This is a genomic window from Curtobacterium sp. MCBD17_028 (assembly GCF_003234875.1).
Taxonomy (GTDB): Bacteria; Actinomycetota; Actinomycetes; order Actinomycetales; family Microbacteriaceae; genus Curtobacterium.
Genome location: NZ_QKTQ01000002.1, coordinates 17,552 through 43,072, shown reverse-complemented (window position 1 = coordinate 43,072; position 25,521 = coordinate 17,552). Strand labels below are relative to the sequence as shown.

Sequence of the window (25,521 nt, the reverse complement as noted above, 5' to 3'; positions counted from 1 at the left end):
GGACCCCGGTCAGCGAGGGGCGGGGCCGTCGGCCGTCGGTTCCGGATGCCCGGCACCGCCGCCCACCGGGGCGTCCGCGGCGGGTGCCGGCGCGCGCAACCAGGACAGGTCACCCGAGTCCGTGTTCGTGGCGACGACGTCCGGACGGGCGGTGCCGTACCGGATGATCGACACCGACGCCGGCCCGACCGAGATCCGCTGGAAGAGGTCGAGGTGCATGCCGAGGGCGTCCGCGATCACGGACTTGATGACGTCGCCGTGACTCACCGCCGCCCAGACCGCGCCCGGACCGTGCTCGGCCTCGAACCGGGCGTCGTGGCGCCGGATCGCCGCGACGGCGCGTGCCTGCATCGCCGCCATGGACTCGCCGCCCGGGAACACCGCGGCCGACGGTTGCGACTGCACGACCGACCACAGGGCCTCCTTCGCGAGCTCGCCGAGGGCGCGCCCCTGCCAGTCCCCGTAGTCGCACTCCGTGATGCCACGGTCCGCCAGGGTGGTGGGTGATCCGGTCTGGAGGTCCGTCACGGCCCGCGCCGTCTGACGGCAGCGCTCGAGGGGGCTGGTGACGACGCCGACGAGCGGCACGACGGCGAGTCGCTCGGCCGTGCGTCGCGCCTGCGACCGTCCGACGTCGTCGAGCGCCACGCCCGCCGCCCGCCCCGCCAGGACACCGGAGGCGTTGGCGGTGGTGCGGCCGTGGCGGACGAGGATGACGGTGGCCATGCGGTCCAGCCTAAGCGGCGCGCCGTGGTCGTGGAGATGCATGCAAGGGCGTGGACCGCGCGATCCGGATGGTCCGGTGGAGGGAGTTGGGCCTCCCGATCGCAGATCGTAGAGTCGTGGAACCGGGCTGTTCAGCAGTCTCGTCGCCACGACGGCCTCCGCGATCCGCGGAACGCTGGCACAGCGAGGCGGTCCGGCAGCGATGAGGTGTCCACAGCCTCGTGAAGGGCTGGTCGCATGACCGCCGTCCGTTCCTTCCTCACCGACTCCGACCGGTTCGCCGGTGTTCCGCGGAACCCCGCACTCCACTGGGCCGAGCAGACCCGAACACGTTCTGGCCGCGGCGACCACACGCGACGGCCCGCCCACTCGGCCTGACGCCGGGCGGCGTCGGCGCGACGCGGCGCCCGGGCCTCCCGGCCGTGACCGCGCTCGGCGGGACCGCCGTACCGTGTGCGCGGTGACGACAGCGACCAAGGGCAGGGGCATCCCCGACGAGATCGACCGCGAGGGCCGGTCCGACGACGAGGTCGCGTCCGCCACGCGGGGGCACGTCCGGCGCATCGCGCTCATCGCGGCGCTCGGCGGTCTGCTCTACGGCTACGACACCGGTGTGATCTCCGGGACGTTGATCTCGATCGGCAAGGACTTCGGGATCGGCAACGGGGTGAAACAGCTCATCACGGCGGCGATCCTCGCCGGTGCCGTCCTCGGCGCGTTCTGCAGCTCCTGGCTCTCACGTCGCATCGGTCGGCGTCGGACGATCATGATCGTGGCGGCCGTGTTCGTGCTCGGCGTCGTGTTCGCCGGACTCTCCCCCGGCCCCACGACCCTCGTGCTCAGCCGCCTGTTCCTCGGCCTCGCCGTCGGGGGGTCGACGCAGGTCATCCCGACGTACGTCGCCGAGCTGTCGCCCCGGGAGCGGCGCGGGCGGATGGTCACCCTGTTCAGCTGTGCCATCGGCATCGGCATCCTGTCGGCCGCGTTCGTCAACGTCGCGCTCGACGACGTGCTCTCCTGGCGTTGGCTCATCATGCTGTCCGGTGTGCCCGCCATCGTGCTGTTGCTCGGCATGTTCGTGCTCCCCGAGAGCCCCCGATGGCTCGTGCACGCGGGCCGGGACGACGACGCGGGGACGGTCCTCCGGTGGGTGCGGCGGTCCCCCGCCGACGCGGGTGACGAGCTCGACGACATCCGGTCCGTCGCCGACCGTGAGCAGAACGGAGGCACCGGCGGGGGCGCGGCGTGGTCGCAGCTCCGGGAGCGGTGGGTGCGGCCCGCGCTCGTCGCGGGGGTCGGCGTCGCGATCCTGACGCAGATCACCGGGCTCGAGATGATGATCTACTACACGCCGACGATCCTGACGCAGGCCGGGTTCCCGCATGCGTTCGCACTCTGGGCGAACGTCGGGGTGGGTGCGGTGTACCTGCTCATGACGTTCATCGGCAGTCGGCTCGTGGACCGGATCGGCCGTCGGCGGCTCCCCCTGCTCACGCTCCCGTTCTCGGCGGCGAGCCTGGCGGCGTTCGGGGCGCTGTTCCTGTTCGGGGGCGACCACCTCAACCCGGTGCTCAGTCTCCTGTTCCTGCTCCTGTTCATGTTCTTCCAGTCCGGGGGTCTGCAGGTCATCGGCTGGTTGCTCGAATCGGAGCTCTACCCGCTCACCGTCCGACCGGCCGCGACGAGTCTGCAGGCGATGACGCTGTGGGGTTCCGACCTGCTCGTGACCGTCACGGCCCTGACGCTCGTGCTCTGGCTCGGGCTCGGCGGCGCGATGTGGGTCTACGCGGGGCTCAACGTGGTCGCCTGGGTGTTCATCTTCTTCCGCCTGCCCGAGACGAAGAACCGGTCGCTCGAGGACATCGAGCGGTCCCTGCGCGACGGCGTGTTCCTGCCCCGTGTGGGGCGGCGGAAGGCGGCGCGGGATGCGGAGGGCGCGGCGGCGTCGTGACGCCGGCGCGCTGACCTGCGCGCGACACGGCCCGCCGCGGTCAGTCGCGTGGGTGGAGCGCGGCGATCGACGGCATCCGGTCGCGCTCGATGTGGGAGTACGCCAGCGCCTCCGCCATCCGCTCGTCGCCGCGTTCGATCGCGGCGGCGAGTTCGACGTGGTCGTGGAACGCGTCGTGCACGTCGAGTTCGCTCGTCAGGTAGAACAACCACTGCACGCGGCCGGAGACCGAGCGCATCGAGGCCTGCATGAGCGTGTTGCCGGTCATCTCCACGATCACCTCGTGGAACCGCGTGCTCGCCGCGGCGATCGCGTACGGGTCCCCGTCGTCGACCACGGCCTGCGAGTGCTCGAGCGCCTCGTGCAGTGCGTCGACGGAGGCACCACCCGCGACGGCGCGGGCGGCGTGGCGGGCCGCTCCGACCTCGAGGACCTCACGGAGGTCGAAGAGGTCGTGGACGAGGCGGGAGGTCCACGTCGCGACGACCGCTCCGCGTCGGGGCGTCGTGACGACGAACCCCTCGGACTCGAGCATCGGGACGGCCTCGCGCAGCGGGACGCGGGAGACCGCGAGCTCGTCGGCGATCCGGACCTCCGGCAGCTTCTGCCCCTGCGGGTACTCGCCGCGGATGATCGCCTCGCGGAGGCGCGCGTGGATCCGCAGTGGGAGCGACGGCGCGGCGGGGACGGTGGCCAGGGCGGCGATCTCGGGAGGGGTCATCAGGTCGATCTTCCTGGAAGCGGTGGACGGGGGGAAGGACCGCGGGCGCCGGCGTGCACCGGCGCCCGCGGACCTCACCCGGCGATGCCGAGCTTGCTGAAGTCCAGCTCGTTCGCGCCGATGTTGTGCGACTTCGCGACGCCGGTCAGCCACTTCTGCGCGACGACCCAGTCCTTGTTGTAGGAGAGGTTGTAGTAGCAGCCGGTCTGGGCGTACTGCTCGGCCGCGGCGACGTACGCGCTGTCGTCGCCGGTCTGCACGGCGTGGTCGAGCTTCTGGTCGACCGCCGGGACGTCGCAGCCGAAGTAGTCGATGCCGCCCGACTTGTCCCAGAAGACGTGGCCCCACATGTACGGGGAGCCGCCGTCCGGCCCGTTGTTGCCGTCGAAGAACGCGTCCGGGCCCGTGGTCGGGTCGTTGATCCACCCGAACACCTGGGACGTCGGGTACGACTTCGCCGTGGCCGTGATGCCGTCGGCCTGGAGCTTCGCCGCCTGGATGTTCGCCATCTGCTGGGCGTTCGTGTTGCCGCTCGCGTAGCCGATGGTCATCGTGGTGCCGGACGGCAGCGTCTTCGCGTACGACTTCATCGCCGAGGGCTCGTACGTGATCGTCTGCTCGTCCTTGCCGCCCGGGATCATGCCCTTGGCGTAGAGGGTCGTCGCCGGCTCGGAGCGGCTGCCGAGCACCTGCTTGACGATCGACTTCTGGTCGATGCTCTCGAGGAACGCGAGTCGGGCCTGTTTGCTGCTGAAGAACGACTTGGTCGGGTTCACGGTGACCAGGGCGGACTGCAGCGTGGGGAGCATGTAGCTGGCGTACTGCTTGCTGTCCTCGTACTTGGACAGGCTCGACGAGGGCAGTGCGGCGACGATCGCGGACACGTCCCCGCGGTCGAACGCGAGCTGCAGCGCCGAGGCGTCCGAGTAGATCGGCAGCTTCACCGTGGTGAACGGCGACTTCGTGCCCCAGTACCCGGCGTAGCGGGACAGGGTCCACGAGGTGCCGGGGTCGGCCGAGCTGATCTCGTACGGACCGGTCCCGACGTCGTGGGTCTGCAGGTAGGTCTGCGCGTCGTCCGATCCGGCGTGCTTCTGCAGCGCGGTGGGCGACTCCATCTTCGGGCCGAACGGCGAGGCGAGGTAGTCCAGGAACGCCGAGTTCGGGGCGTCGAGGGTCACCACGGCGGTCGAGGCGTCCGGCGTCGCGACGCTCTTCACGCCCTGCACCATGTACGCGGCGCCGCCCTTGACGGCGATGCGTCGGTCGAAGGCGACCTTGACCGCCGCCGAGGTGAAGGGGGTGCCGTCGTGGAAGGTGACGCCCTTGCGGAGGTGGAACGTGTAGACGGTGTTGTCGCCGCTCACGGTCCACGACGTCGCCAGGCGGGGCGCGATCTTCACCGAGTCGGTGTCGTTCGCGTACTGCACGAGCCCCTCGTACGTGTTGAGCACGATCGCGAGGCCGTTGTTCGCGTAGTAGATGTCGGGGTCCGGCGGCTGGCCGATGTCGCCGAGCAGACCGACGGTGAGCGTGCCGTTCTCCGGTGCGGCGTTCGGGCTCGAGCCGCCACCTCCGGAACAGGCCGCGAGGGCGAGGAGCGGGACGGCCGCGGCCGCGACCAGCGCGATGCGGGTCCGCCGACGGAGTGAGCTGAGCCTCACGGTGTCTCCTTCATGGGATGGGGTGGTGCGTTCTGGGTGGGATGGGGTGGAGCTGGCCGAGGTCGCTCGCGCCGTCAGGCGAGACGCGGGTCCGCGGCGGTCTGGAGGACGTCGGCGACCGTGTTCACGACGACGTAGACCGCGCCGAGCACGAGCGTCACCGCGGCGATGGCCGGGTAGTCGGACGTCGGGATGCTGTTGGCGAGGTAGTTGCCCATGCCGGGCCAGCTGAACACCTGCTCGACGACGACGTCGCCGGCGAACATGAACCCGAGCTGGAGGCCCGCCATCGCCAGGGCGGGACCGATCGCGTTCCGCACGACGTGCCGGGCGAGCACGGCCCCCTCGCCGAGGCCCTTCGACCGAGCGGTCCGGACGTGGTCGGCCACGAGCGTCGTCTCGAGGCCGGCCCGCAGGATGCGCCCGATCGCGAGTGCCGGTGCGATCGCGAGCACGGTCGCGGGCAGGACGAGGTGCGACACCGCGGACCCGACCCCGCCGGTGCCCTGCCCGGAGGCGGGGAGCCAGTCGAGCTGCGCGTAGAACAGGATGATCCCGCCGAGTGCGAGCAGGAACGGCGGTGCGGTCGCGCCCAGGAGCAGCGCGCCCCGGTAGACGCCCGCGAACGGCCAGCGGAGGGCCGCGGAGGCCGCGAACAGCCCGGCCAGCACGAGCGCGATCACGAACGCGGCGAGCACGAGCTCGACGGTCGCGGGGAACGCCGATGCGAGGTCGGTGGCGACGGCCCGGTGCGTCCGGTACGACGTCCCGAAGTCACCGTGCAGGGCCCCGGCGATGAACCGCACGAACTGCACCGGCAACGGGTCGTCGAGGCCGAGGCGGTGGCGTTCCGCGTCGACGGCCTGCCGTGACGCGTTCGCGCCGAGTGCCGCGCGGGCCGGGTCGCCGGGCGAGATCTGCTGGAGCAGGAACACGACGGCGCTGAGCACGAGCAGCACGGCCACGAGGGACCCGAGACGACGGAGCAGGAAGCGGATCACGCTCGTCACCTCCTGGACCCGACGAGCGTGCGGATGCCGTCGCCGGCGAGGTTCGCGACGAGGCTGAGCACGAGCACGGCGACGCCGGGGACGACGGGCACCCACCACGCGCTGAGGAGCAGCTGCGTGTTCGCGGCGGTGTCGGCGCCGAGCTCGGGTGCGGGTGACGGCGCGCCGAGACCGAGGAACGACAGCCCGGCGAGCAGGAGCACGACGTTGCCGATGTCGAGGCTCGCGGTGACGATGGCGGTCGGCACGGCGGCGGGGAGCACGTGCCGGAACACGAGCCGTGCCCGGCCGACCCCGGCCACCCGGGCCGCCTCGACGTGGGGTCGGGCGACGGTGGCGCGGATCTCGGACCGGATGATGCGTGCGTAGTAGGGCCACCACACGACCGAGATGCCGATGAGCGTGTTCGTGATGCCGGGTCCGAGCGCCGCGACGATCGCGATGGCCACGAGCGTGGACGGCAGCGCGAGGAACAGGTCGGTGACCCGCATGAGCACGCTGTCGACCCACCCGCCGGCGACGCCCGCCGCCACGCCGACCACGCCGCCGACGACGAGGCCGACCGCGACGACGGCGAGTGCCGAGAACCAGGACGTCTGGAGGCCGTACAGCGTGCGCGAGAGGATGTCGCGCCCGATCGAGTCGGTACCGAGCAGGTGTCCCGGCGACCCGAGCGGGAGTTGCACGCCGCCGACCGGCTGGATCGGGTCGTCGGGCGCGATGAGGCGGGCGACGATCGCGACGACGGTGAGTGCGCCGAGCAGCCCGACGAGCACCCATGCCGTGGTGCGTCCGGCATGCACGCCGCTCGTGAACGCCGCGGGTGAGAACCGGCGGGTCGCGACGACGGCGCTCACCGGGCCACCGCGATCTCGGGGACCGACGCGACGAGCGTGCGCGTGTACGGCTCACGTGGGTCGCCGATGACGGCGTCGGCGGCACCGAGTTCGACGATGCGGCCGCGCTCGACGACGGCGATCCGGTCGCCCATGAGCCGGGCGACCGCGAGGTCGTGCGTGACGAACAGGACGGTCATGGCGAGTTCCTCCCGCATGTCCCGGATGAGGTTGAGGGTGGTCGCGGCGAGCGAGGCGTCGAGCGCGCTCGTCGGTTCGTCGCACAGGAGCACGGCGGGCCGCACGACGGTCGCTCGGGCGAGCGCGACGCGCTGCCGTTGCCCACCGGACAGGTCGGAGGGGCGGAGCCGTGCGACCGATGCGGGGAGACCGATGGCGTCGAGGGCCTCGGACACGCGTCGGTCGGTCTCGGTGCGGCCGAGCCGCTGCGGGCGGAGCCGCTCGGCGAGCGTCTCGCCGACCGTCATCCACGGGGTGAGTGACGACCCGGCGTCCTGGAACACCATCTGCGCGCCGCCGTCGGCGACCCGGATGTGTCCGGACCGGACGGGCACGAGGCCGGCGATCGCGCGGAGGATCGTCGACTTGCCCGACCCGCTCTCGCCGACGATCGCGAGTGACGCACCGGCGGCGACGTCGAAGCGCATGCCGCGCACGGCCTCCACGGTGCGGCGCCGTCGGCCGTGGCCGGTGACGTACGTGCAGACGACGTCGTCGACGACGACCGCCGGGGCCGGGGCCGTGCCGTCACCGACGCGCGCGGCATCGGCCGGTGCGGCGCGGGTGGCGACCGGCCGGGAGGCGCGGCCCGGGCCGGGTGCGACCGCGGCGGTCCGCGGCGTGGCCGCGTCGGTGCGCACGACCTCGGCCGGGGCCCAGCACGCGGCTGCGTGGCCCGGCGCGGGCAGCGAGGCGTCGAGCCCGGGGGTCTCGGCGACGCACCGGTCGAACGCGAGGGGGCACCGTGCGCGGTACGGGCAGCCGACGAGGCGTTGCTCGGGCGTCAGCGTGTCCGGCGGCAGGGTCGGGAGCCGGACGTCGCGGTCGAGACCGAGCGACAGGCGGGACCGCATGAGGCCGGCCGTGTACGGGTGCGCGGGGGCGGTGAGCACGGCGTCCGTCGGACCGACCTCGGCGAGGCGTCCCGCGTACATCACGGCGATCCGGTCGGCGATCTGGGCCGCGACGCCGAGGTCGTGGGTGATGAGGAGGACGCTGCAGCCCTGCTCGTCGCGGAGTTCGCGGAGCAGGTCGAGCAGCTGCGCCTGCACGGTGACGTCGAGCGCGGTGGTGGGCTCGTCCGCGACGACCAGGGCGGGCCTCCCGGCCATCGCGATCGCCGCCATGACGCGCTGGCGGAGGCCACCGGAGAGCTCGTGCGGGTAGACGCTGAACCGCATCGCGGGGTCGGGCACGCCCATCGCGTCGAGGAGGGCGATCGAGCCGGCGCGGTCCTGCCCGGCCTCGACGATCTGACGGCCGACGCGCATCGTCGGGTTGAGCGACGTCATCGGGTCCTGGAACACGGCGCCGAGCGCGGTGCGCCGGGCACGAGCCCGTTCGGCGTCGGTGCCGTGGGCCATGTCGGTGCCCTGCACCCGGATCTCGCCGCTGATGTGCGGACGGGCGGCGTCCGGCAGGAGCCCGAGCAGGCTCATGGCGAGCATGCTCTTGCCGGAGCCGGACTCCCCCACGAGCCCGACGATCTCGCCGCGGGCGATGTCGAGGTCGACGCCGCGCAGCACCGCGCTGCGGGCACCGTCACGTTCGAGCGACACGTGCAGGTCCCGGATCGACGCCGTCACGCCGCCCGTCGTGGCCGCCGCGCCCACGGCCGTGCCTCCAGCGTTCGGGGTGTCCATGGGGTCGCTCACGCCGTCACCTCCGTCGTCGCGAGGTGCGCCGCGATCGCCCGCGGCTGGGTGAACCAGACGCGGTCCTGGTGTGCGGTCATGTGCTGCAGGGCCCGGTCGAGAGCACGGAGGCGGAACGGGGCGCCGGAGATGAACGAGTGCACGACGACGCTCATGACGAGCGGCTGCTCCTCGGAGCGTTCCAGGAGCTCGTCGAACTCGTCGACCACCATGTCAGCGAACTCGGACGCCGACGCGCCGCGGCCGACGATCGTCGTGCTGTCGTTCACCTCGAGCGCGTACGGCAGCGCCACGATCTGGCCGGCGGCGGTCGTGATCGGCACGGGGCGGTCGTCGAGACGCAGGTCGAGGAGGTAGCGGTACCCGCTCGCGACGAGGTTGTCGAGCGTCGAGGGCGTGTGGGTCAGCCAGGGGCTCGACCAGCCGCCCGGCGCCTCGCCCTCCTCGGCGGCGATCCGGTCGGCCACGGCGGCGACGTACGCGGCCTCCTCGGCGCTCGACATGGCCCCGAGCGAGTCGGAGTTCGAGATGCCGTGCCCGACGAACTCGGCGCCCAGGGCCCGGGCGGCGCGGATGAGGTCCGGCGCGGCGTCGTACACGGCGGTGTTGAGGAGCACGGTCGGTGGGATGCCCGCACGGTCGAGACGCTCGAGCAGGCGGAACGCCCCGACGCGGTTGCCGTAGTCCCGCCACGAGGTGTTGACGAGGTCCGGCGCGGTGACGTCCGGCACGATGTCCTCGGTCGCTCCGACGCCGAAGCGGTACTCCTCGAGTCCGACGGCGACGTAGACGGCCAGGCGTCGGCCGTCGGGCCAGTCCCGGCCGGGCGCGTCGGTGATCGGCCGGTAGTCCCAGAAGCCGTGACCCGGGGCGGTATCGGTGCGGGTGTCGTCGTGCGTCATGCTGTCGTCCTGTCCGTGGCGATCCACCTGGTCATGCCCACGTCGGTGCGGGCGGCCCGCCGCACCACGGCGTCGTACGCCGGGTACAGGGCGTCGGCCGCGGCCCACGTGCGTTCGAGCGCGGGACGCCGGGCTGCGTGCAGCTCCCGGGCCTCCGCGAGGAGTGCGGCCTCGTCGACCGAGACCACGCGGCCGCCCTCGGCGACGATCCGACCGGCGACGACCGTCATCCGGACGCTGCCGCCGGACTCGCAGTAGACGAGCTGTCCGCGGAGGTCGTTGAACGGCGTGAACGCCGGTGCGTGCAGGTCGAGCAGCGCGAGGTCCGCCTGCGCGCCCTCGGCGACGCGGCCGATCCGGCCGCGCTCGGCGTTCCACCCGTCGCGGCGCATCGCGGCGGCGCCGCCCTCCCAGAGCGCGTCGAGGACCTCGGCCGGGAGTGGCCAGCGGTCCGCGTCGAGCCCGGCGACGTTGTGGATGAGACCGGCCTGCTTGACGACGCCCCAGGTGTTGACGGTGTCGTCGCAGATCGCCTCGTCGACGCCGAGCGCGATCCGGATGCCGCGGTCGCGCATGGCGCGGAACGGCATGACGCCGCTGCCGAGCCGCAGGTTGCTCACCGGGTTGTGCGCCACGACGGCGTCCGCTGCGGCGATGAGGTCGAGGTCGTGCTCGTCGACCCACACCGCGTGGATGACGTTGACGCGGTCGCTGAGCAGCCCGAGGTCCGCGGTGTACCGGACGAGGCTCCGCCCGGCGAACCGTTCCTGCCCGCTGCCGGGCGCGGAGAGGGCACGCTGCGTGCGTGTCTCGAGCATGTGGGCGAAGAGCGGGACGTCGTGCGTACGGCTGAGGTCGTCGAGCGCACCGAAGTACTCCGGGCTCACCCGCTGGGGCGCCGAGATCGACACCGCTGCGGTGAGCCGGCCGTCGGCAGCGCCGTGCCACCGCCGGAACAGGTGGTCGTACGCGGCCAGGAGTTCCGGTGCCGCGGCCGGTGCCGGCGCGTGGAGTGCCGCGGCCAGCGCGTCGTCGGCGTCGTCGAGGAACGGGAGCTTGTCGGCGTCGGCGAGCTCCGGCTGGTCCAGGGCGACGCTCGCGCGGATGCCGCTGTCCTCGTACGCCTGCATGACGGCGTCGATGACGTCGGGATCGGGCGCCGGCATGAGGAACGCGTCGTCCTGCACGCTCGTCGTCCCGGTCCGGAGCATCTCGAGCGCGCCGAGCATCGTCCGGAGGTACGCCTCGCGCGGGGTCGGGGCGAGGTCGGGGTCCGCGGGCGACTCGTAGAGCATGAAGGTCTCGAGCGGACGACTGGGGAACGCGCCCTTGAGGTGGTTCGCGGGCGAGTGGAAGTGCGCGTTGACCAGTCCGGGGACGAGGACGTGGTGTCCGCCACCGGCGACCACCCGCGCGTCCGCCGGAGCCTGCTGCCGGACCGCCGGGCCGATCGCGCGCACGGTGTCCTCGACGACCAGGAGATCGGTCGGCCCCACCATGCCGGCGGGCGTCTCCGGTGCCCAGACGAACACGTCGGTGAACAGCACGCTCATGCCCACACCTCGCTCGTGGTCGGGGACCCCGTCGGCGCGGCCCAGGTGTTCGCACGCGAGGTCGTCAGCCCCTGCGCGAGCAGCCCCTCGACCGCGGTCGTGGCGGCGGCGACACCGTCGACCACCGGCACGCCGAGCGCGTCCCCGAGGCCGGACACCAGGTCCGTGAGTCCTGCGCAGCCGAGCACGATGGCCTCCGCACCGTCCGCGACGAGCGCGTGCCGTGCCTCCCGGGCGAACGCGTCGAAGGCGGGACCGGCGCCGGTCTCGATCTCCTCGACCGCCACGTCGACGGCGCGGACGACGCAGCGGTGCCCGAGGCCGAGCGACGCGACCACGCGGTCGGTCATCGCGATGGTCCGCGGGGGCATCGTGATGACGGTGAACCGGTGGGCGAGGAGCGCGGCGGTCTGGAGCGCTGCCTCCGTCATGCCGACGACCGGTCCGCGGGCGCGCTCACGAGCGGCCGGGAGGCCCGTGTCGCCGAAGCAGGCGACGACGTAGCCGTCGACCCCGTCGCGTTCGCCCTGCTCCACCTGCGCGAGCACACCGGCGGCGCCGAACACCTCGTCGACGTGGGTCTCGACGGTCGCCGGCGCACCACTGGAGTGGCTCGCGGTCAGGACGGTGTCCGGGCGCGCGACCGCGCGGGCGGCGGCGAGGACGGCGTCGGTCATCGGCAGGCTCGTGTTCGGGTTGAGGAGTCGGACGTGCATCAGGCGGCCCCGGTCGTCGCGGCGGTCGGCGCGCCACTCGGTGCGGCGGCGGCCGCGGTGCGCTCGGCGAGGAGCGCCGTGACGCCGTGTGCGCTGATCGCGACGCGGGCGGCGGCGGCGCCGACGTGGGCTGCGGTGACCGGGTCCGCGCCGGTCTGGTGCGCAGCGGCGAAGGCGCCGCAGAACGCGTCGCCCGCGCCGGTGGCGTCGACGGCGGTCACGACGTCGGTCGGCACGACGAGCGTCCGGTCCGCCGTCGCCAGGACGCAGCCGCGCTCGGCCGTCTTGATCACGACGAGGTCCGCCCCGGCGGCGCGGAACACCGCGGCTGCCGCGACGAGGTCGTCGGTCCCCGCGAGGGCGACCGCCTCGACCTCGCTCGGCAGGAACACGTCGCACGTCGGCAGGAGCGCGAGGAGCGCGTCCTCGTTGCCCGCGACGTAGTCCTCCTGCAGGTCGAGGTAGACGGTCGCCGCGGTCGCGGTGCGGAGCCACGGGCCGAGGGCGAGCTGTGACCGAAGGCTCATGGCGGAGACGAGCACGCCCGTGGCCGTGAGCGCGGCGGGGGTGACGTCGTCCGGGTACACCGACATCGCGTCGAACGCGTCCTCGCCGTCGAGGAGGTCCCAGGTGCGGGTGCCGTCCGCGGCGTAGGTGACCCGGTTGCGGACGGTGCGTCCGTCGCGCGGCCGTGCCGACTCGACGCGGATCCCCGCGTCGGCGACGTCCTGGAGGAGCGCGGCGGGCAGGTCCGTCCCGACCGGTGCGAGCATGCGGACGTCGTCGAGCACGCGTCGCGCGGCCAGCGCCGCGAAGAGCGCGTCGCCGCCGAGTGCGGTGGTGGTCACGCCGTCGATGACGGAGTCGTCGATCGTCAGGTTGCCGACGCACAGGAGGCTCGGCGCGGCCGCGTCCTCACGCATGCGTCGCCGCCGTGGTCGTCGTCCCCGCCTCGGCCGCCACCGCGGCCTCGGCCGTGGCGAACTGCTCCATCGCGAGCAGGTAGCCGGTGAGCTGGGCCGGGAGGACCGTGAGGAGTGGGCTGATCGGCTCCGGGACCGCCGGGACGGTCACGACGTCGTCGGCGACGTCGTCGAAGTCGTGCACGCCCTCGGTCGTGACCACCGTGACGCTGCCGCCGAAGCGCTTCGCCTCGCTCGCGGTGTGCACGGCGCGCGGCACGGACGGCCCGGCGGGCGCGATCACCCAGATGGGCTCCCCCGCCTTGAGCGAGTTGTAGTGGTGGAACTCCTCGACCTGGATCGCCTCGGCGTGGTCGGGGGTGCACTCCTTGACCTTGGCGGCGCCGATGATCGCCGCGCCCCACGAGGGGCCGGCGGCCGAGAACAGGAACGCGTCGGCGGCCTGCTCTCGCTGTGCGATGGCGCGCAGGCGGGGCTCGGTCTCGGCGATGACGCGTTCCATGAGCGCGGGCACCGTGTCGAGCGCCTGCCGGAGTGCGGGGGCGGCCGCGTGCCCGCGGAGCGCACCGACGCGGATGGCGAGGTCGACGAGGAGCGCGAGCGCCGTGGTGGAGGACTGGGTGGGCCAGCCGACCCGGGTGGCTCGGAGGAGCAGGGTGCGCTCGGACTCCGTGTCGAGCGTGGAACCCGCCGTGTTCGTGATCGCGACGGTCAGGGCGCCGATGTGCTGGGCGACGAGGGCCGCCTCGACCGTCCGGGTGGTCTCCCCCGAGCTCGAGAGGGCGACGACGACGCTGCGGGTCGTCACGAGCGGTGCGAGGTAGTACGCGAGGTCGAGGCTCTGGACCGGCTCGACCGGGACCCCGAGCATGAGCTCGAGCGTCTGCCGCGCGGCGATCGCCACCGCGAGGGAGTCCCCCGCGCCGGTCACGAACACGCGGTCGACGTCCATCGCGGCGATCCGGTCCGCGAGTTCGTCGAGGGCGGCGTCGTTGGCGGCCAGGGTCTCGCGGATGCGGTCGGGCTGCGCGATGAGCTCCGGGTAGGTGGCCTCGTCCCGCGCACGCCGCTTCGGGTCGAGCGGGTGGTCCGTCGGCAGGGCGACGATCGACGCGTGCTCCGCGGCCGACACGCGCTCGACGATCTGCTGCTGGCGCGCGTCGAGCGGGCTGTCCGGGCCGATGAACGGGCTGGGCGGGGTGGTGGTCATGGTTCCTGTCCTGGGGTCCGGCGCTGGTGCTGGTGTGGGGGGGCCGTGCGGGCGAGGTGCGGGGTCGGTGTCGCCGGGCGTCAGGCGGCGGCGGGCACGAGCGCGCGGCCGAAGGCGGCGGCGATCGCGGGGTCGACGCGGGCGTCCGGGGCACTCGACCGTTTGATCGCGCTGCCGAGGATCGCGCCGTCCGCCCGGGTGACGGTCTGCGCGATGGTGTCGAGCCCGACGCGGCCACCGACGACGAAGGGCGTGTCCCCGGCGGTCGGCCGGAGGAGGTCGATGTCGTCGAGCGCGTCACCGACGCCGCTGTCCCGGGTGACGACGAGGACGTCGGCGCGGCCGAAGGCGCGGGCCTCCTGCGCGGCCCACGCGGTGCTGCCCGCGAGTGCCAGGCTCGTCGCCTCGTGCACGTCCGCCCAGACCTCGACGTCGCTGCCGAGGCGCTGGCGCATCGCGGCGACCTCGTACGCGCAGCCCTCGATCCAGCCGGTCGGACCGACGGAGACGCCGGTGAGCACCTTGACGCGGACGAACGTGGCACCGATCGCGTGGGCGATCGCGACGGCGCTCGGGCCGTCGTTGTGGCCGACGACGACACCGACCGGGACGCCGACGGCGTCGACGACCGCGGCACCGACGACCGACAGCGCCGCGACCGTGGGGGCGTCGACACGCACGGCCTGGGGCATGTCACTCGCGTCCTGCACCATGACGTGGGTGAAGCCGGCGTCCTGCAGGGCGCGGGCGTCCTCCGCGGCGCGCACCGCGATGTCGGCGACCGGGACGCCCGTGTGGTTCACGGCTCCCGGGAGCGGCGGCAGGTGCAGGACGCCGACCAGGCGGAAGCCGGTCGGGTCGGCGTCGGGGTGGCGCAGGGAGTCGGTCACGCGGGGCGCTCCTCGGGGTGGAGGGGTGGGGTGACCAAACGGTATACAGAACCGTGTTTCCGGGGTGTGAACGCGCGTTACCGGCTCGTGAAGCGATGCTGGACGCGGTACCGGGGCGCGAGGGAAACCCCTGCTGAGGAGCAGTTTCAAGCCGCCGTCAGGAGCTCGGCGGAGCGGTCAGGATCGCGATGTCGTGTATACGAGGAACCGGGTCAGGGCGTCGATCCGGCCGGCCGGTCGTGGTCGGCACCGTCCCAGAGGTCGCCGCACTCGACCCGCTCCACCCCGTGCTGCCGGAGGTACGCTCCGGCCCCGCGGTCGCCGTGCAGGGACGCCGCGAGCGGTGCCCAGTGTGCGCGCCCGACGAGCACGGGATGCCCCGGTCGGTCGCCGAACACCGCCTGCCGGAGGCGGGCACGGCGGCCTCCGTGCGGTCCGCAGGGACCGGGCGGGTCCACCTCGAGCAGGCGTCGGACGGCAGCGACGGGGAGCTCAGGGAGGTCCACGAGGGTCACGAGGACCGCGTCGGCGCCGCCTCGTGCGCCGTCGTCGTCACACGAGCGGTCGTCGGGTGCGCGGTCGCCGTGGGCGACCGCGACCAGTCCGGCGCGGAGCGACGCCCCCAGCCCCTCCGCCCAGGCGTCGGCGACGACGACCCGGACGGCCGGATGGTCGGGTACGAGCGGCCGTGCGACATCGGCGGCCGCTCCGAGGACCACGACGACGGTCCCGCAGCCACCGTCGAGCAGGGTCCGGACGGCGCGCTCGACCCAGGGGCGTCCGTCGGCACCCCGGACGAGTGCCTTCGGTCGGCCCATGCGGGAGCCCGCGCCGGCGGCGAGCACGAGGCCGACGACCGTGCTGCCGGAACGCTCCCCGGTCGCGTCGGTGGTCACACGAACCCGGGTACCGACGTCCACGCGGCGGGGGCCTCGGCGACACCGTCGCGGACGACCGAGCCGGAGATGAGTCCGTACGGGCGGTCGGCGGCGTAGAACACCTCGTTCGGGTTGTCGAGGCCGAACGGCGCGAGGTCGACGAGGAAGTGGTGCTTGTTCGGCATCGAGAAGCGGACCTCGGCGATCTCGGGGAAGGCTTCGATGGCGGCGCGGCCCATCGCGAACAACGTCTGCTGCAGCGCGTACGAGTGCAGGTCCGCGAAGGTCGCGAGCATGCGCTCGAGGACACCCGCGTGGGTGGCGTTCCAGTCGATGCCCGCCTCGACCGCCTCGGGCAGGTACCGCCAGCGCGCCGTCACCGAGGTCGCCAGGATCCGGTCGTCGGTCTCGGCGAGCGTGGTGTAGCGGTCGCGGGGGAATCCGTGGAACTCGCTCCCCGTCGACTTGAGCACGGTCAGGTCGGTCACGCCCGCGAGGACGTGGACGTCGTCGCCGTCGACCTGCACGACCGCGGTGCGGGTGCCGCTGCCGGCGCGGACGAAGGCGTGGTCGTGGTCGCGGCCGTCCACCGGGATGCGCGCCCACCCGTGCTGGTCCGCGGTCAACGTCGCGCCCTCGTACCAGTCGAACGCCGTCGTGAAGTGTCGGCCGAGACGGAGCAGGAACTCCTCGGGGCTGTGCACGCCGTGCTCGCGGGCGAACGCGTAGACCGTGTTCTTCTGCGTGTCGGTCGCCAGGACCTTCGCGTTGTCGCCCGACGTGTACGAGTCGGCGAGGGCGGCACCGCGGAGCTGCGTCGTGATCGTCAGGTCCTCGATCTCGTGCCGGTCGGTGTCCCGCGTCACGCGGACGAGGCGGACCTCGGCCTTGCCGTACTGGTTCGGGCCCAGGTGCACGCTGGATGTGTCGGTCATGGGGTCAGCTCCCTCGGTAGGTGGAGTAGGCGAACGGACTGATGAGCAGGGGCACGTGGTAGTGGCCCGCCGGGGGTTCGGGCACGACGAAGGTGACGTCGACGCGCGGGTGGAATACGGGGAGCCCGAGTCGCGCCCAGTGCTCCCCCGTGGCGAACGTCAGCGTCCACGCGCCGGGCGGCAGGAGGTCCGGGCCGAGGTCCCCGACCCGGCCGTCCTCGTCCGTCGTGCCGACCGCGACCACGGAGCCGGCGGCGTCGGTGAGCGTGACGGCGATGCCCGCGGCGGGCCTCCCGTGCGTCGTGTCGAGGACGTGGGTGGTCACGTGGCTCATGCGACGCTCCGTTCGAGCCGGAGCAGGGCGATCGCGCGGAGCTGCTCCGCGACCTCGGCCCGCTCGGTGTCGTCGTCGTCGTCGAGTCGCCGCCGGAGCTCGGCGAGGATCTCCGGACCCGTCCTGCCGGCGGCACGGATGAGGAACACCCGGCCGAACCGCGCCTCGTACGCGACGTTGCCCTCGCGGATCGCGGCCGCGGTCGTGGCATCCGTGTCGGCGGAGGCGGCCTGCTCAGTCCGCGACGCCGCGGCGCTCGCGCCGGTGCCGGTCGCCCGGTCGCCGATGCGGGGGTGGTCGGCCAACGCGGCCTCGACCTCGTCGTCGGTCCAGCCGGCCGCGAGGTCGCCGGCGTGCTGCGCGAGCGCGGCGGTCGTCGCGTACGGACGGGCGGACACGACCGCGTCCACCCAGCGCGGGACGTCGGCCCAGCTCCGGACGAGCGCCGCGGCGGCGTCCGGGTCGAGGGCGTCGAACTCAGTCACGTCCATGGCGGTCCTCCCCCGGGTGCCGCTGCGGACCTCCCGGTCGTCCTGTGGGGCGCCGACGGTCGCCCTCGTCGAGTTCGCCGAGCGCGGCGTAGGTGCTGGCGATGGCGGCGACGCGGTCGCGTCCCGCCGGGCCGCTCGCGTCGTACACGTCGTTCGCGATGGCCGCGACGACCGCCGCCATCGCGGCGAGGCTGTCGAAGGCGGACGGCGAGTCGACCGGACACAGCACGAGGGTGCGTGCGGACGCTGCGAGCACCGCGGCGGTCGGGTCGGCGATGACGACGACGTCGGCACCGTTCGCGACGCACTGCTCGACGAGCGCGCCGACCACCGCGGCGTGCCGACGCACGGTCACGACCACCACGAGGTCCTCGGCCCCGACGTCGGCGACGTCCTCTCCGACGCTCTGGCCCGCGGAGGGAGCGAGTCGCACGTCGGCGCGGACCTGGGCGAGCTGGGCGCGCAGTTGGAGCGCGATCGGATGGGCGTTGCGGACCCCGACCACGGTGACGCGTCGGGCGTGCACGATGCGGCGCGCGAGTCCCGCGCGGTCCGCCCGGCCGAGGGAGGCGAACGCGGCGTCGAGGTTCCGGCGTTCGACCTCGCGCGCGTCGACGTGCGCGGCGTCCTCGGCGGACCACGGCAGGCCGGCACCGCGGGCTGCCATGAGTGCCTCGCGGACGTCGGCGGCGTCGCGGTAGCCGAGCGCGCGGACGAGCCGGCTGACGGTCGCCTTCGACGTGCCGGCCTCGGCCGCGGTCTCCGCCGAGGTGCGGAGGACGAGGAGCTCGGGGTCGTCCCGGACCACGGCCGCCACCCGTCGTTCGGCCGGGGTGAGGTCGTCCCAGACCCGGGCGATCCGGCTCCGGAGGTCCGGCGCCGTCACGGGCCGACCTCCGCCGCCGCCAGCGCCTCGACCGCGGCGACGAGCGCGTCGAGCCCGAGGGCGATGTCCGCCACCGACACGAACTCGTCGGGGTGGTGGCTGATGCCGTCCGGGTTCCGGAGGAACAGCATCGCGACGTCCGTCACGAGGCCGAGCGACATCGCGTCGTGGCCCGCCTTCGAGAACAGCTCCGGTGGGGTCGGTTCGCCGGTCGCCCGGATGCCCGTCCGGACGGCGTCCATGAGCCGCGGTGCGCAGAACACGGCGGGCGCGGCGTGCACCTCGGTCGGCGTGATCGTCAGGCCGCGGCGCTCCGCGATCCGGTCGAACTCCGCGACCAGGGCGTCCCACACACGGTCCCGTCCGTCGTCGAACTCGCCCCGGAGGTCGACGGAGAGCCGCGCGTGCCCCGGGATGACGTTCACCGCGCCGGGTTCGACCGTCATGGTGCCGACGGTACCGATGTGCTGCTCGGCCACGCAGGTCCGTTCGACCGCGAGGGCCACCTCGGCCGCGCCGAGCAGCGCGTCGTGGCGCATCTCGTACGGTGTCCCGCCCGCGTGCCGGGCCTCCCCGACGACCTCGACGCTGAACCGTCGCGCAGCGGCGATGCTCGTGACGACACCGAGTGCCTGCCCGGACCGGTCGAGGAACGGGCCCTGCTCGATGTGGGCCTCGAGGTACCCGGCGAGCGATCCGGCGTCGACGGCGGCCTCCCCGACCCGGGCGGGGTCGAGCCCGAACGCGGTGAACGCGTCGCGCAGCGTCGTGCCGTCTCCGTCGGCGAGGTCCCACCACGCGTCGTTCCACACGCCGGCGACCGCGGATGAGCCGAGGAGCGCTTTGCCGAAGCGGGTGCCCTCCTCGTCCGAGAACGCGACGACCTGGATCGCGAACGGCAGGTCGTGGACGCGGTCACCGAGCAGCTCGACGAGCGCGATGCCCATGAGCACGCCGACGATGCCGTCGTACCGTCCGGCGTCCACCACGGTGTCGAGGTGCGAGCCGACGAGGAGCACCGGTCGGGGATCACCGTCGGCACCGAGCGCCGCCACCCGTCCGTGTAGGTTGCCCGCGGCGTCCTGCCACGTCCGCAGCCCCGCCTGCTCCATCCACCCGGCCGCGATCGTGTTCGCCCGCGCGTGCTCGGCGGACAGGTACACGCGGCGGATGCCGCCCTCCATCGAGGTCACGGCGGCGAGCTCGTCGCAGCGGTCGGCGATCGTCGCGGCCCGTGCCGCCGCCGGACGGGAGGCGCGCGTCGGCTCCGTCACCGTGCCTCCCGGTCCACGGTCGGCGTCGCGCGCACGCCCGCGTAGACGTCGAGCGCGGCGTCCACGCCGCCCCCCTGCGGAACCGCGACGCCCGCACGACGGAGGCACTGCTCGAGCGCGGCGAGGGTCGTCACGACGGCGTCCTTCCGGGCGTTCACCCCCATCGTGCCGATCCGCCAGACACGACCGTGCAACGGCCCGAACGAGGTGCCGATCTCGATGCCGTGGTCCTCGAGCATGGCGGAGCGGACCCGGTCGCCGACGACGCCCTCGGGGATCTCGACCGCGACGACGTTGTGCATCTTGTGGGCGACGTCGCCGAACACCCTGAGTCCGAGCGCGCGGACCCCCTCGAGCATCGCGGCGCCGGCCAGGGCGTGCCGGGCGGCGAAGGCATCGCGCCCCTCGTCGAGCAGCACACGGGCGCACTCCCGCGCGGCGTAGAGCATGCTCGTGGCCTCGGTGTGGTGGTTGAGGCGTCGCGGCCCCCAGTAGTCGAGGACCATGCCGAGGTCGAAGTAGTTCGACCGGATCGGGTCGTCCTGCACGTCGTCGCCCGGCTCGCGGATGCCGGCCTCGACCGAGTGCCGTGACCGCACGACCGCGACGGCGGCGTCGGACAGGCTGAGGGGCGCACTGCCCGAGGGACCGGACAGACACTTCTGCAGGCCCGCGGTGACCGCGTCGATCCCCCAGGCGTCCATCTCGAACGCGTTGCCGCCGAGGCTCGCCGTGGCGTCCGTGTAGAGCAGGACGCCGTGCCGGGCGCAGATCGCGCCGAGCTCGTCGAGCGGTTGGTTCATCGTCGTCGACGTGTCGCCCTGCACGATCGCCAGGACCGTGGGCCGGGTCGCGATGATCGCCTCCTCGATCACGGACGGCGGGAACACCTGGCCCCAGTCGGTCGTGATCGTGTGCACCTCGGCCTGCGCGCGGGTGGCGATCTCGACGAGCAGGTGGCCGAAGCGCCCGAACACGGGCACGAGCACCCGGTCACCCGGCGCCAGCAGGGACACGAGCGCGGCCTCGATCCCGGCGCGCGAGGTGCCGTCGACGAGCACCGTGGCGTCGTTGTCGGTGCCGAACACCTGGCGGTACAGGCCCTGCGTCTCGGTCATCGTCGCGGTCATCCACGGGTCGTACTGCCCGACGAGCGGGGTCGACATCGCCCGGAGCACGCGCGGGTCCGCGTTGACCGGGCCGGGACCCATGAGGAGTCGTGCGGGCGGGTCGACTGGCTGCATCTGTGTTCCTTCCGTTCCACGGTCGACGCTACTGGGCCGGTCGTTTCAAGCGTGTAACAGGTGCCGCCGCCCGGTTGCCGCTCAGCGCCGCGGCGTGCCGAGCGACACGGCGAGGTCGATCAGCGCCACGTCGCGTCCCGGTGAGCCGACGAGGCAGACGCCCACGGGTGCGCCGTCGACCATGAGGAACGGTGCGGACACCGCGGGCAGACCGCCCACCCCGGCGACGGCCGTCATGCGGAGCGTCGCGGCACGGACCACCTGGACGTCCGCCGCGTCGGCCGTGCGCAGCGGCGCGGGGCCGGGCACGGTCGGGAGGCACAGGACCCGTCCGTCGAGCGCGGTCCGGACCGCGGTGCGGAGCTCGGCGAGTCGGCGGCGGGCCGTGGCCTCGGCCGCGGCGTCCACGGCGGCGGCAGCGTCGAAGCGGGCGAGCACGTCCACGCCGAGGGCGTCGCGGTGCGCGGTCACCCAGGCACCGTCGTTCCGCCACGCCTCGGCGGCCTGGACGACGCGGAGGGTCTCGGCGAGCTCGTCGAGCGGCGGCAGCGCGACCTCGTCGGGCTCGAGCCGGGCCGCCGCGAGCCACCGCCGGAAGGCAGCGCCGGTCGCGGGCTGGACCGCGTCGAGGAGCGCTCGGGACACGACCAGGTCGGCGGCGTCGAGGGGCGGGTCGGCGGCGTCTCGGTCCGGGGGCACATCGGCGGGGCCGGATGCACCGGACGCGACCGCGGCGGCGCGGACGGTCGCGGCGTCCCGGGCCAGCCACCCGATCGTGTCGAACGACTGCGCGAGCGGGAGCAGTCCCTCCCGGTCCACCAGACCGTGCGTCGTCCGGAGCCCCCAGAGCCCCTGGTACGAGGCGGGGACGCGGACGCTCCCGGCCGTGTCGGTGCCGAGCGCCAGGTCCGCCTGGCCGAGCGCGACGGCGGCCGCCGGGCCGGAGGTCGAGCCGCCCGGCATGCGGTCCGGCGCCGCGCCGTTCGGCGGGGTGCCCGTGTGCGCGTTGCGGCCCGCGATGCTGTAGGCGAACTCGTCGGTCCGGGCGATGCCGGTGATCGAGGCGCCCGCGTCGAGGAGGGCACGGACGGCCGGAGCGTGAGTGGTCGCCGGCGGGGCCTCGCGCTCCCACACCGGGTTCCCCGCACCGATGACCTGCCCGCGGACGGCGAACAGGTCCTTGACCGCGACCCGGACGCCGGCGAGCGGGAGCGCGGTACCGGCGAGCGGGAGCGCTGGGTCCCGCGCTCCTCGGTCCGGCGTCGGCACCGACGCGCCGGACACCAGGGGGTCGCCGACGACGCGCCAGATCGTCCGGTCGAACGCGGGTGCCCGGCCGGTCACGTGCGCGGCGGCGATGCGCCAGGAGCCCTCCGTGCGGCGCCAGAGCTGCGTCTGGATGCCCCGGCCGCCGCTGTCGACGTGCGACTCGGCCACCACCAGCACGACGTCGTCGGTGAGCGGTCGCAGCTCGGTCCGTCCGATGCTCCGCCCGGGCACACCGCCACGCGACGAGCGGAAGGCGCTGATCCGGTCGTGTCCGACGAGCAGCCCGGCCGCGTCGGCGCGGAGGGTCTCCGGCCCCGGCTCGAAGAGCGCGTCGAGGACCGCGACGTCGTCGGCGAGCAGCGCCGCCTCGTAGCGGTCGAACGCCGCGTGCAGGCCCTCCGGCCAGCTCGGTCCGGTCACCGTCGCGCGCGGGTCGACCCCGCCGACCTCACCGGTCACGGTGCGCCGCCGGACGGGGCACCGCGGCACGGGGCACCGCGGCGAAGTCGGCCACGCGGATCGTCGCGTGCACCCCGCACACGAGGTCGACGACCTGCGACACGCGGAAGTCGGTCGCGGCGCTGAGGTACGCGTACGCGATGTGCTCGTCGACACCCCACCGGGCACGGACGAGCGTGATCGCCTGGCGGACGCACCGCCGGACGGCCTCGTCGAGGTCGGCGTCGAGGCCGGTGGGCACGAGGTACTCCGCGGTCTCGCCGAGCGGTCCGGCGAGCTCACCGAACTCCTGCAGTGCGCGCTCGCGCGGCACGACGTCGACCCGGAACGTGGCGCGGAGCGAGGCCTCCATGGCGGTGAGCGCGACCTCGCCGTCCCCCTGCGCGAAGTGCGGGTCGCCGACGTACACCCCGGCGCCGGGCACCTGCACGGGCAGGTGCAGCGTCGTCCCGGCGGTGAGCAGCGCGATGTCGAGGTTGCCGCCGTGCGGGCCGGGCGGCACCGAGTGCGGGCGGAGGTCGTCGGACACCTGCACGCCGACGATGCCGAGGAACGGCCGGAGCGGGAACGTCACGAGGCGCGGACCGCCGTCGGCGACCGGCAGACGGCCGCGCAGTTCGCCGTCGCGCTCGACCACGTCCGCGAACACGCTCACCGGGAGTTCGCCGCGCGGCATCTCGCCCGGGAGCGCCCCGCGGCCGTGCCGGTTCGACACGATCCCGTACGGCACGCGCGGCAGCGCCTCGAGCAGCGTCATCGACACGAGGTCGCCGGGCTCCGCGCCCGCGACGGCGACCGGCCGCGAGACCACGTGCGGCCCGTCGACCGGGTCGCGACGGAGCTCCTCGGTGATCGCGACGGCGTCGTCGAGCACGAACTCCCGCGGGACGCCGTGCCGGGCGAAGAACGCCACCGGATCGCCGCCCTGGTCCGCGAGGATCCCCTCGTGGCTCACGGTGTCGAACGTCACGGTGTCGCCGGGCTGCACGGTCGTGACCGGCCGGTCGTCACGCGCCGGGAGGCGCCCCCACAGCACGTCGCTCGGTCGCGCTTCGACGAGGTGGTCGCCCCGCACCGGTCCGGTCCCGGGTTGCAGGACGCCGTCCGGGAGGACCGTCCCCCACTCCGTCACGTCCGCCCGCTCCACGGCGCGTCCCCCCTGCGGCTCAGGCACGGCGGACCAGCCGTCCTGCGACCGCGGTCACGCCCTGGTCGGCGGTCGCGATCTGCGCGCCGTGCAGCCACGTGCGCGTGACGCGGCCACGGAGGGTCCGTCCGTCGTAGGCCGAGATCGGGTTGCGGTGCTCGAGCGCCTCGACGTGCACGGTGTCCTCGGCGTCGGGGTCGAACTCGACGAGGTGCGCGACGGCGCCGGGCGCGATCGCCGCACGGTCTGTCATGCCGGCGAGGGCGGCCGGCCCGGTGGTGAACGCGGGCACGATCCGCTCCAGCGGCACACCCCGCCGGGCCGCCTCTGTCCACGTCGCGCGGAACCCGACCTGGAGGCCCGCGATGCCACCCCAGGCGAGGCCGAAGTCGCCGCCGCTCCCCCGCTTGAGGTCGACCGTCGACGGCGAGTGGTCGGTGACGACCATGTCGATCGTGCCGTCGAGCAGGCCCGCCCACAGGGCGTCCTGGTTGCCCGCCTCGCGGATCGGCGGGCAGCACTTGAACTCGGTCGCGCCGTCCGGCACGGACTCCGCGTCGATCGTCAGGTAGTGGGGGCAGGTCTCGACCGTGATCGGCAGGCCCTCGTCCTTGGCGGCGCGGAGCATCGGCAGCGCTCCGGCGTCGGACAGGTGCAGGACGTGCGCCCGTGCCCCGGTCGCGCGGACGCCGTCGATCACCCGGGCGATCGCGTCCTCCTCGGCGGCCGGTGGCCGCGACGCCAGGAACGCGCCGTATCCCGTGCCGAGGGCTCCGCCGTCCGCCAGGTGCGCGGGGTCCTCGGCGTGCACGATGAGCACGCCGTCGAACGCGGCGATCTCCGCCAGTGCACGCCGGAGCTGGTCGGCGTCGAGGTGGCCGAACTCGTCGACGCCCGAGGGTGCCAGGAAGCTCTTGAAGCCGTACACGCCGGCGTCCCACACGGGCCGGAGCGCACCGAGGTTCTCGGGGACGGCGCCGCCCCAGAACCCGACGTCCACCGCGACCCGACCCTCGGCCCGCTCCCGCTTGACGGCGAGTGCGTCGACGGTGGTGGTCGGGGGCACCGAGTTGAGCGGCATGTCCACGATGGTCGTGACCCCGCCGAGCGCCGCGGCCCGGGTGGCCGACGCGAAGCCCTCCCACTCCGTCCGGCCCGGCTCGTTCACGTGCACGTGCGTGTCGACGAGCCCCGGGAGCAGCACGCGGCCGGCCGAGACCTCGACGACCGGCACCTCCACCGGCGCGTCGAGGGGCAGCACGGCGTCGACGAGGCCGTCCCGCACGAGGACCGTGGCCGGACGGAACGCGCCGTCCGTCCAGACGCGGTGGCCGCGGACGGCGACCGGCGCGGTCGCGGGCACCGTGCCTCCCGGATCGGTTCGCTGAGGCTGCATGTCGGGAGGATCGCACAGCCGTGTTTCCGGCATGTCTCGGCGGGTGGGCCGACACCCCGCCAGCCGTAACCGGGCGGAAACACGCCGACCCCTCGGCCGAAACACGCCGACCGTAGCGTCGCTGCACACGAGGTCCGGCGGCGAGCCCGGATCCGGGACGGGAGGTCGCCATGGTCACGCACCGACGACCGCTCGCGGCGTGGAACCGGGG

At 74.0% G+C, this 25,521-nt stretch carries 23 protein-coding genes; 1 reads left to right on the top strand and 22 read right to left on the bottom strand.

All coding sequences use genetic code 11. From position 1 onward, the window contains the following. Positions 1-9: 9 nt before the first annotated feature. Positions 10-726, bottom strand: a complete 717-nt coding sequence (locus DEI86_RS02540) for an MSMEG_4193 family putative phosphomutase (protein WP_111009002.1) — start codon at positions 724-726, stop codon at positions 10-12. A 460-nt stretch (positions 727-1,186) separates the two neighbouring features. On the opposite strand from DEI86_RS02540, the gene DEI86_RS02535 reads away from it, so the two are divergent. Next, positions 1,187-2,677, top strand: coding sequence for a sugar porter family MFS transporter (locus tag DEI86_RS02535; RefSeq protein WP_220035620.1), 1,491 nt, complete (start codon positions 1,187-1,189; stop codon positions 2,675-2,677). 40 nt (positions 2,678-2,717) lie between these two features. Here DEI86_RS02535 and DEI86_RS02530 read toward each other — a convergent pair whose 3' ends face one another. From DEI86_RS02530 to allB, 21 genes are all read right to left on the bottom strand, one after another. Beyond that, the gene (locus DEI86_RS02530; RefSeq protein WP_111013354.1) at positions 2,718-3,398 is read right to left on the bottom strand and encodes a GntR family transcriptional regulator; all 681 of its coding nucleotides are present in this window, start codon (positions 3,396-3,398) and stop codon (positions 2,718-2,720) included. 74 nt (positions 3,399-3,472) lie between these two features. Beyond that, entirely contained in the window at positions 3,473-5,062 is a 1,590-nt protein-coding gene (locus DEI86_RS02525) for an ABC transporter substrate-binding protein (protein WP_111048762.1), read from the bottom strand. A 74-nt stretch (positions 5,063-5,136) separates the two neighbouring features. Continuing rightward, positions 5,137-6,063, bottom strand: a complete 927-nt coding sequence (locus DEI86_RS02520) for an ABC transporter permease (protein ID WP_111048885.1) — start codon at positions 6,061-6,063, stop codon at positions 5,137-5,139. Positions 6,064-6,068: 5 nt separating this feature from the next. Then, entirely contained in the window at positions 6,069-6,929 is an 861-nt protein-coding gene (locus DEI86_RS02515) for an ABC transporter permease (protein WP_111013356.1), read from the bottom strand. After that, a complete protein-coding gene (locus DEI86_RS02510) occupies positions 6,926-8,803 on the bottom strand; it encodes an ABC transporter ATP-binding protein (protein WP_220038483.1) in 1,878 nt (625 codons plus the stop codon). Before DEI86_RS02510 ends, DEI86_RS02515 begins: the two co-directional genes overlap by 4 nt. Then, positions 8,800-9,705 carry a polysaccharide deacetylase family protein gene (locus tag DEI86_RS02505; RefSeq protein ID WP_111048760.1) on the bottom strand — a complete coding sequence of 302 codons (906 nt, stop codon included), beginning with the start codon at positions 9,703-9,705 and terminating at the stop codon, positions 8,800-8,802. Before DEI86_RS02505 ends, DEI86_RS02510 begins: the two co-directional genes overlap by 4 nt. Further along, positions 9,702-11,258, bottom strand: a complete 1,557-nt coding sequence (locus DEI86_RS02500) for an amidohydrolase family protein (protein ID WP_111048884.1) — start codon at positions 11,256-11,258, stop codon at positions 9,702-9,704. The genes DEI86_RS02505 and DEI86_RS02500 overlap by 4 nt, the downstream gene beginning before the upstream one ends. Beyond that, entirely contained in the window at positions 11,255-11,974 is a 720-nt protein-coding gene (locus tag DEI86_RS02495) for an aspartate/glutamate racemase family protein (protein WP_111008995.1), read from the bottom strand. Before DEI86_RS02495 ends, DEI86_RS02500 begins: the two co-directional genes overlap by 4 nt. Beyond that, a complete protein-coding gene (locus DEI86_RS02490; protein ID WP_111048759.1) occupies positions 11,974-12,897 on the bottom strand; it encodes a carbohydrate kinase family protein in 924 nt (307 codons plus the stop codon). Before DEI86_RS02490 ends, DEI86_RS02495 begins: the two co-directional genes overlap by 1 nt. After that, positions 12,890-14,107 (bottom strand): SIS domain-containing protein, encoded by a 1,218-nt coding sequence (locus DEI86_RS02485; RefSeq protein ID WP_111008993.1) that lies wholly within the window; start codon positions 14,105-14,107, stop codon positions 12,890-12,892. Before DEI86_RS02485 ends, DEI86_RS02490 begins: the two co-directional genes overlap by 8 nt. Positions 14,108-14,187: 80 nt before the next feature. Further along, positions 14,188-14,997: a BtpA/SgcQ family protein gene (locus DEI86_RS02480; protein WP_181435308.1), complete on the bottom strand. Its 810-nt coding sequence runs from the start codon at positions 14,995-14,997 to the stop codon at positions 14,188-14,190. Between the two features lie 212 nt (positions 14,998-15,209). Continuing rightward, positions 15,210-15,893 carry an NTP transferase domain-containing protein gene (locus tag DEI86_RS02475; RefSeq protein ID WP_258368466.1) on the bottom strand — a complete coding sequence of 228 codons (684 nt, stop codon included), beginning with the start codon at positions 15,891-15,893 and terminating at the stop codon, positions 15,210-15,212. Beyond that, complete coding sequence (gene pucL, locus DEI86_RS02470; protein WP_111013363.1) at positions 15,890-16,810, bottom strand: factor-independent urate hydroxylase; 921 nt, start codon at positions 16,808-16,810, stop codon at positions 15,890-15,892. The genes DEI86_RS02475 and pucL overlap by 4 nt, the downstream gene beginning before the upstream one ends. Before the next feature lie 4 nt (positions 16,811-16,814). Next, on the bottom strand, positions 16,815-17,144 hold the full coding sequence (gene uraH / locus DEI86_RS02465; protein ID WP_111008990.1) for a hydroxyisourate hydrolase: 330 nt from the start codon (positions 17,142-17,144) through the stop codon (positions 16,815-16,817). Beyond that, positions 17,141-17,635 carry a 2-oxo-4-hydroxy-4-carboxy-5-ureidoimidazoline decarboxylase gene (uraD, locus tag DEI86_RS02460; RefSeq protein ID WP_111009327.1) on the bottom strand — a complete coding sequence of 165 codons (495 nt, stop codon included), beginning with the start codon at positions 17,633-17,635 and terminating at the stop codon, positions 17,141-17,143. The genes uraH and uraD overlap by 4 nt, the downstream gene beginning before the upstream one ends. After that, the gene (locus tag DEI86_RS02455) at positions 17,622-18,521 is read right to left on the bottom strand and encodes a MurR/RpiR family transcriptional regulator (protein ID WP_111013364.1); all 900 of its coding nucleotides are present in this window, start codon (positions 18,519-18,521) and stop codon (positions 17,622-17,624) included. The genes uraD and DEI86_RS02455 overlap by 14 nt, the downstream gene beginning before the upstream one ends. Next, positions 18,518-19,795, bottom strand: coding sequence for an allantoate amidohydrolase (locus DEI86_RS02450; protein WP_258368464.1), 1,278 nt, complete (start codon positions 19,793-19,795; stop codon positions 18,518-18,520). Before DEI86_RS02450 ends, DEI86_RS02455 begins: the two co-directional genes overlap by 4 nt. Then, entirely contained in the window at positions 19,792-21,039 is a 1,248-nt protein-coding gene (locus tag DEI86_RS02445) for an alanine--glyoxylate aminotransferase family protein (protein ID WP_111008988.1), read from the bottom strand. Before DEI86_RS02445 ends, DEI86_RS02450 begins: the two co-directional genes overlap by 4 nt. A gap of 81 nt (positions 21,040-21,120) precedes the next feature. Further along, positions 21,121-22,767: an AtzH-like domain-containing protein gene (locus DEI86_RS02440; RefSeq protein ID WP_258376446.1), complete on the bottom strand. Its 1,647-nt coding sequence runs from the start codon at positions 22,765-22,767 to the stop codon at positions 21,121-21,123. Continuing rightward, positions 22,757-23,941 (bottom strand): acetamidase/formamidase family protein, encoded by a 1,185-nt coding sequence (locus DEI86_RS02435; protein WP_309146552.1) that lies wholly within the window; start codon positions 23,939-23,941, stop codon positions 22,757-22,759. The genes DEI86_RS02440 and DEI86_RS02435 overlap by 11 nt, the downstream gene beginning before the upstream one ends. After that, entirely contained in the window at positions 23,934-25,310 is a 1,377-nt protein-coding gene (allB, locus tag DEI86_RS02430) for an allantoinase AllB (protein ID WP_111048758.1), read from the bottom strand. The genes DEI86_RS02435 and allB overlap by 8 nt, the downstream gene beginning before the upstream one ends. Positions 25,311-25,521: the final 211 nt, after the last annotated feature.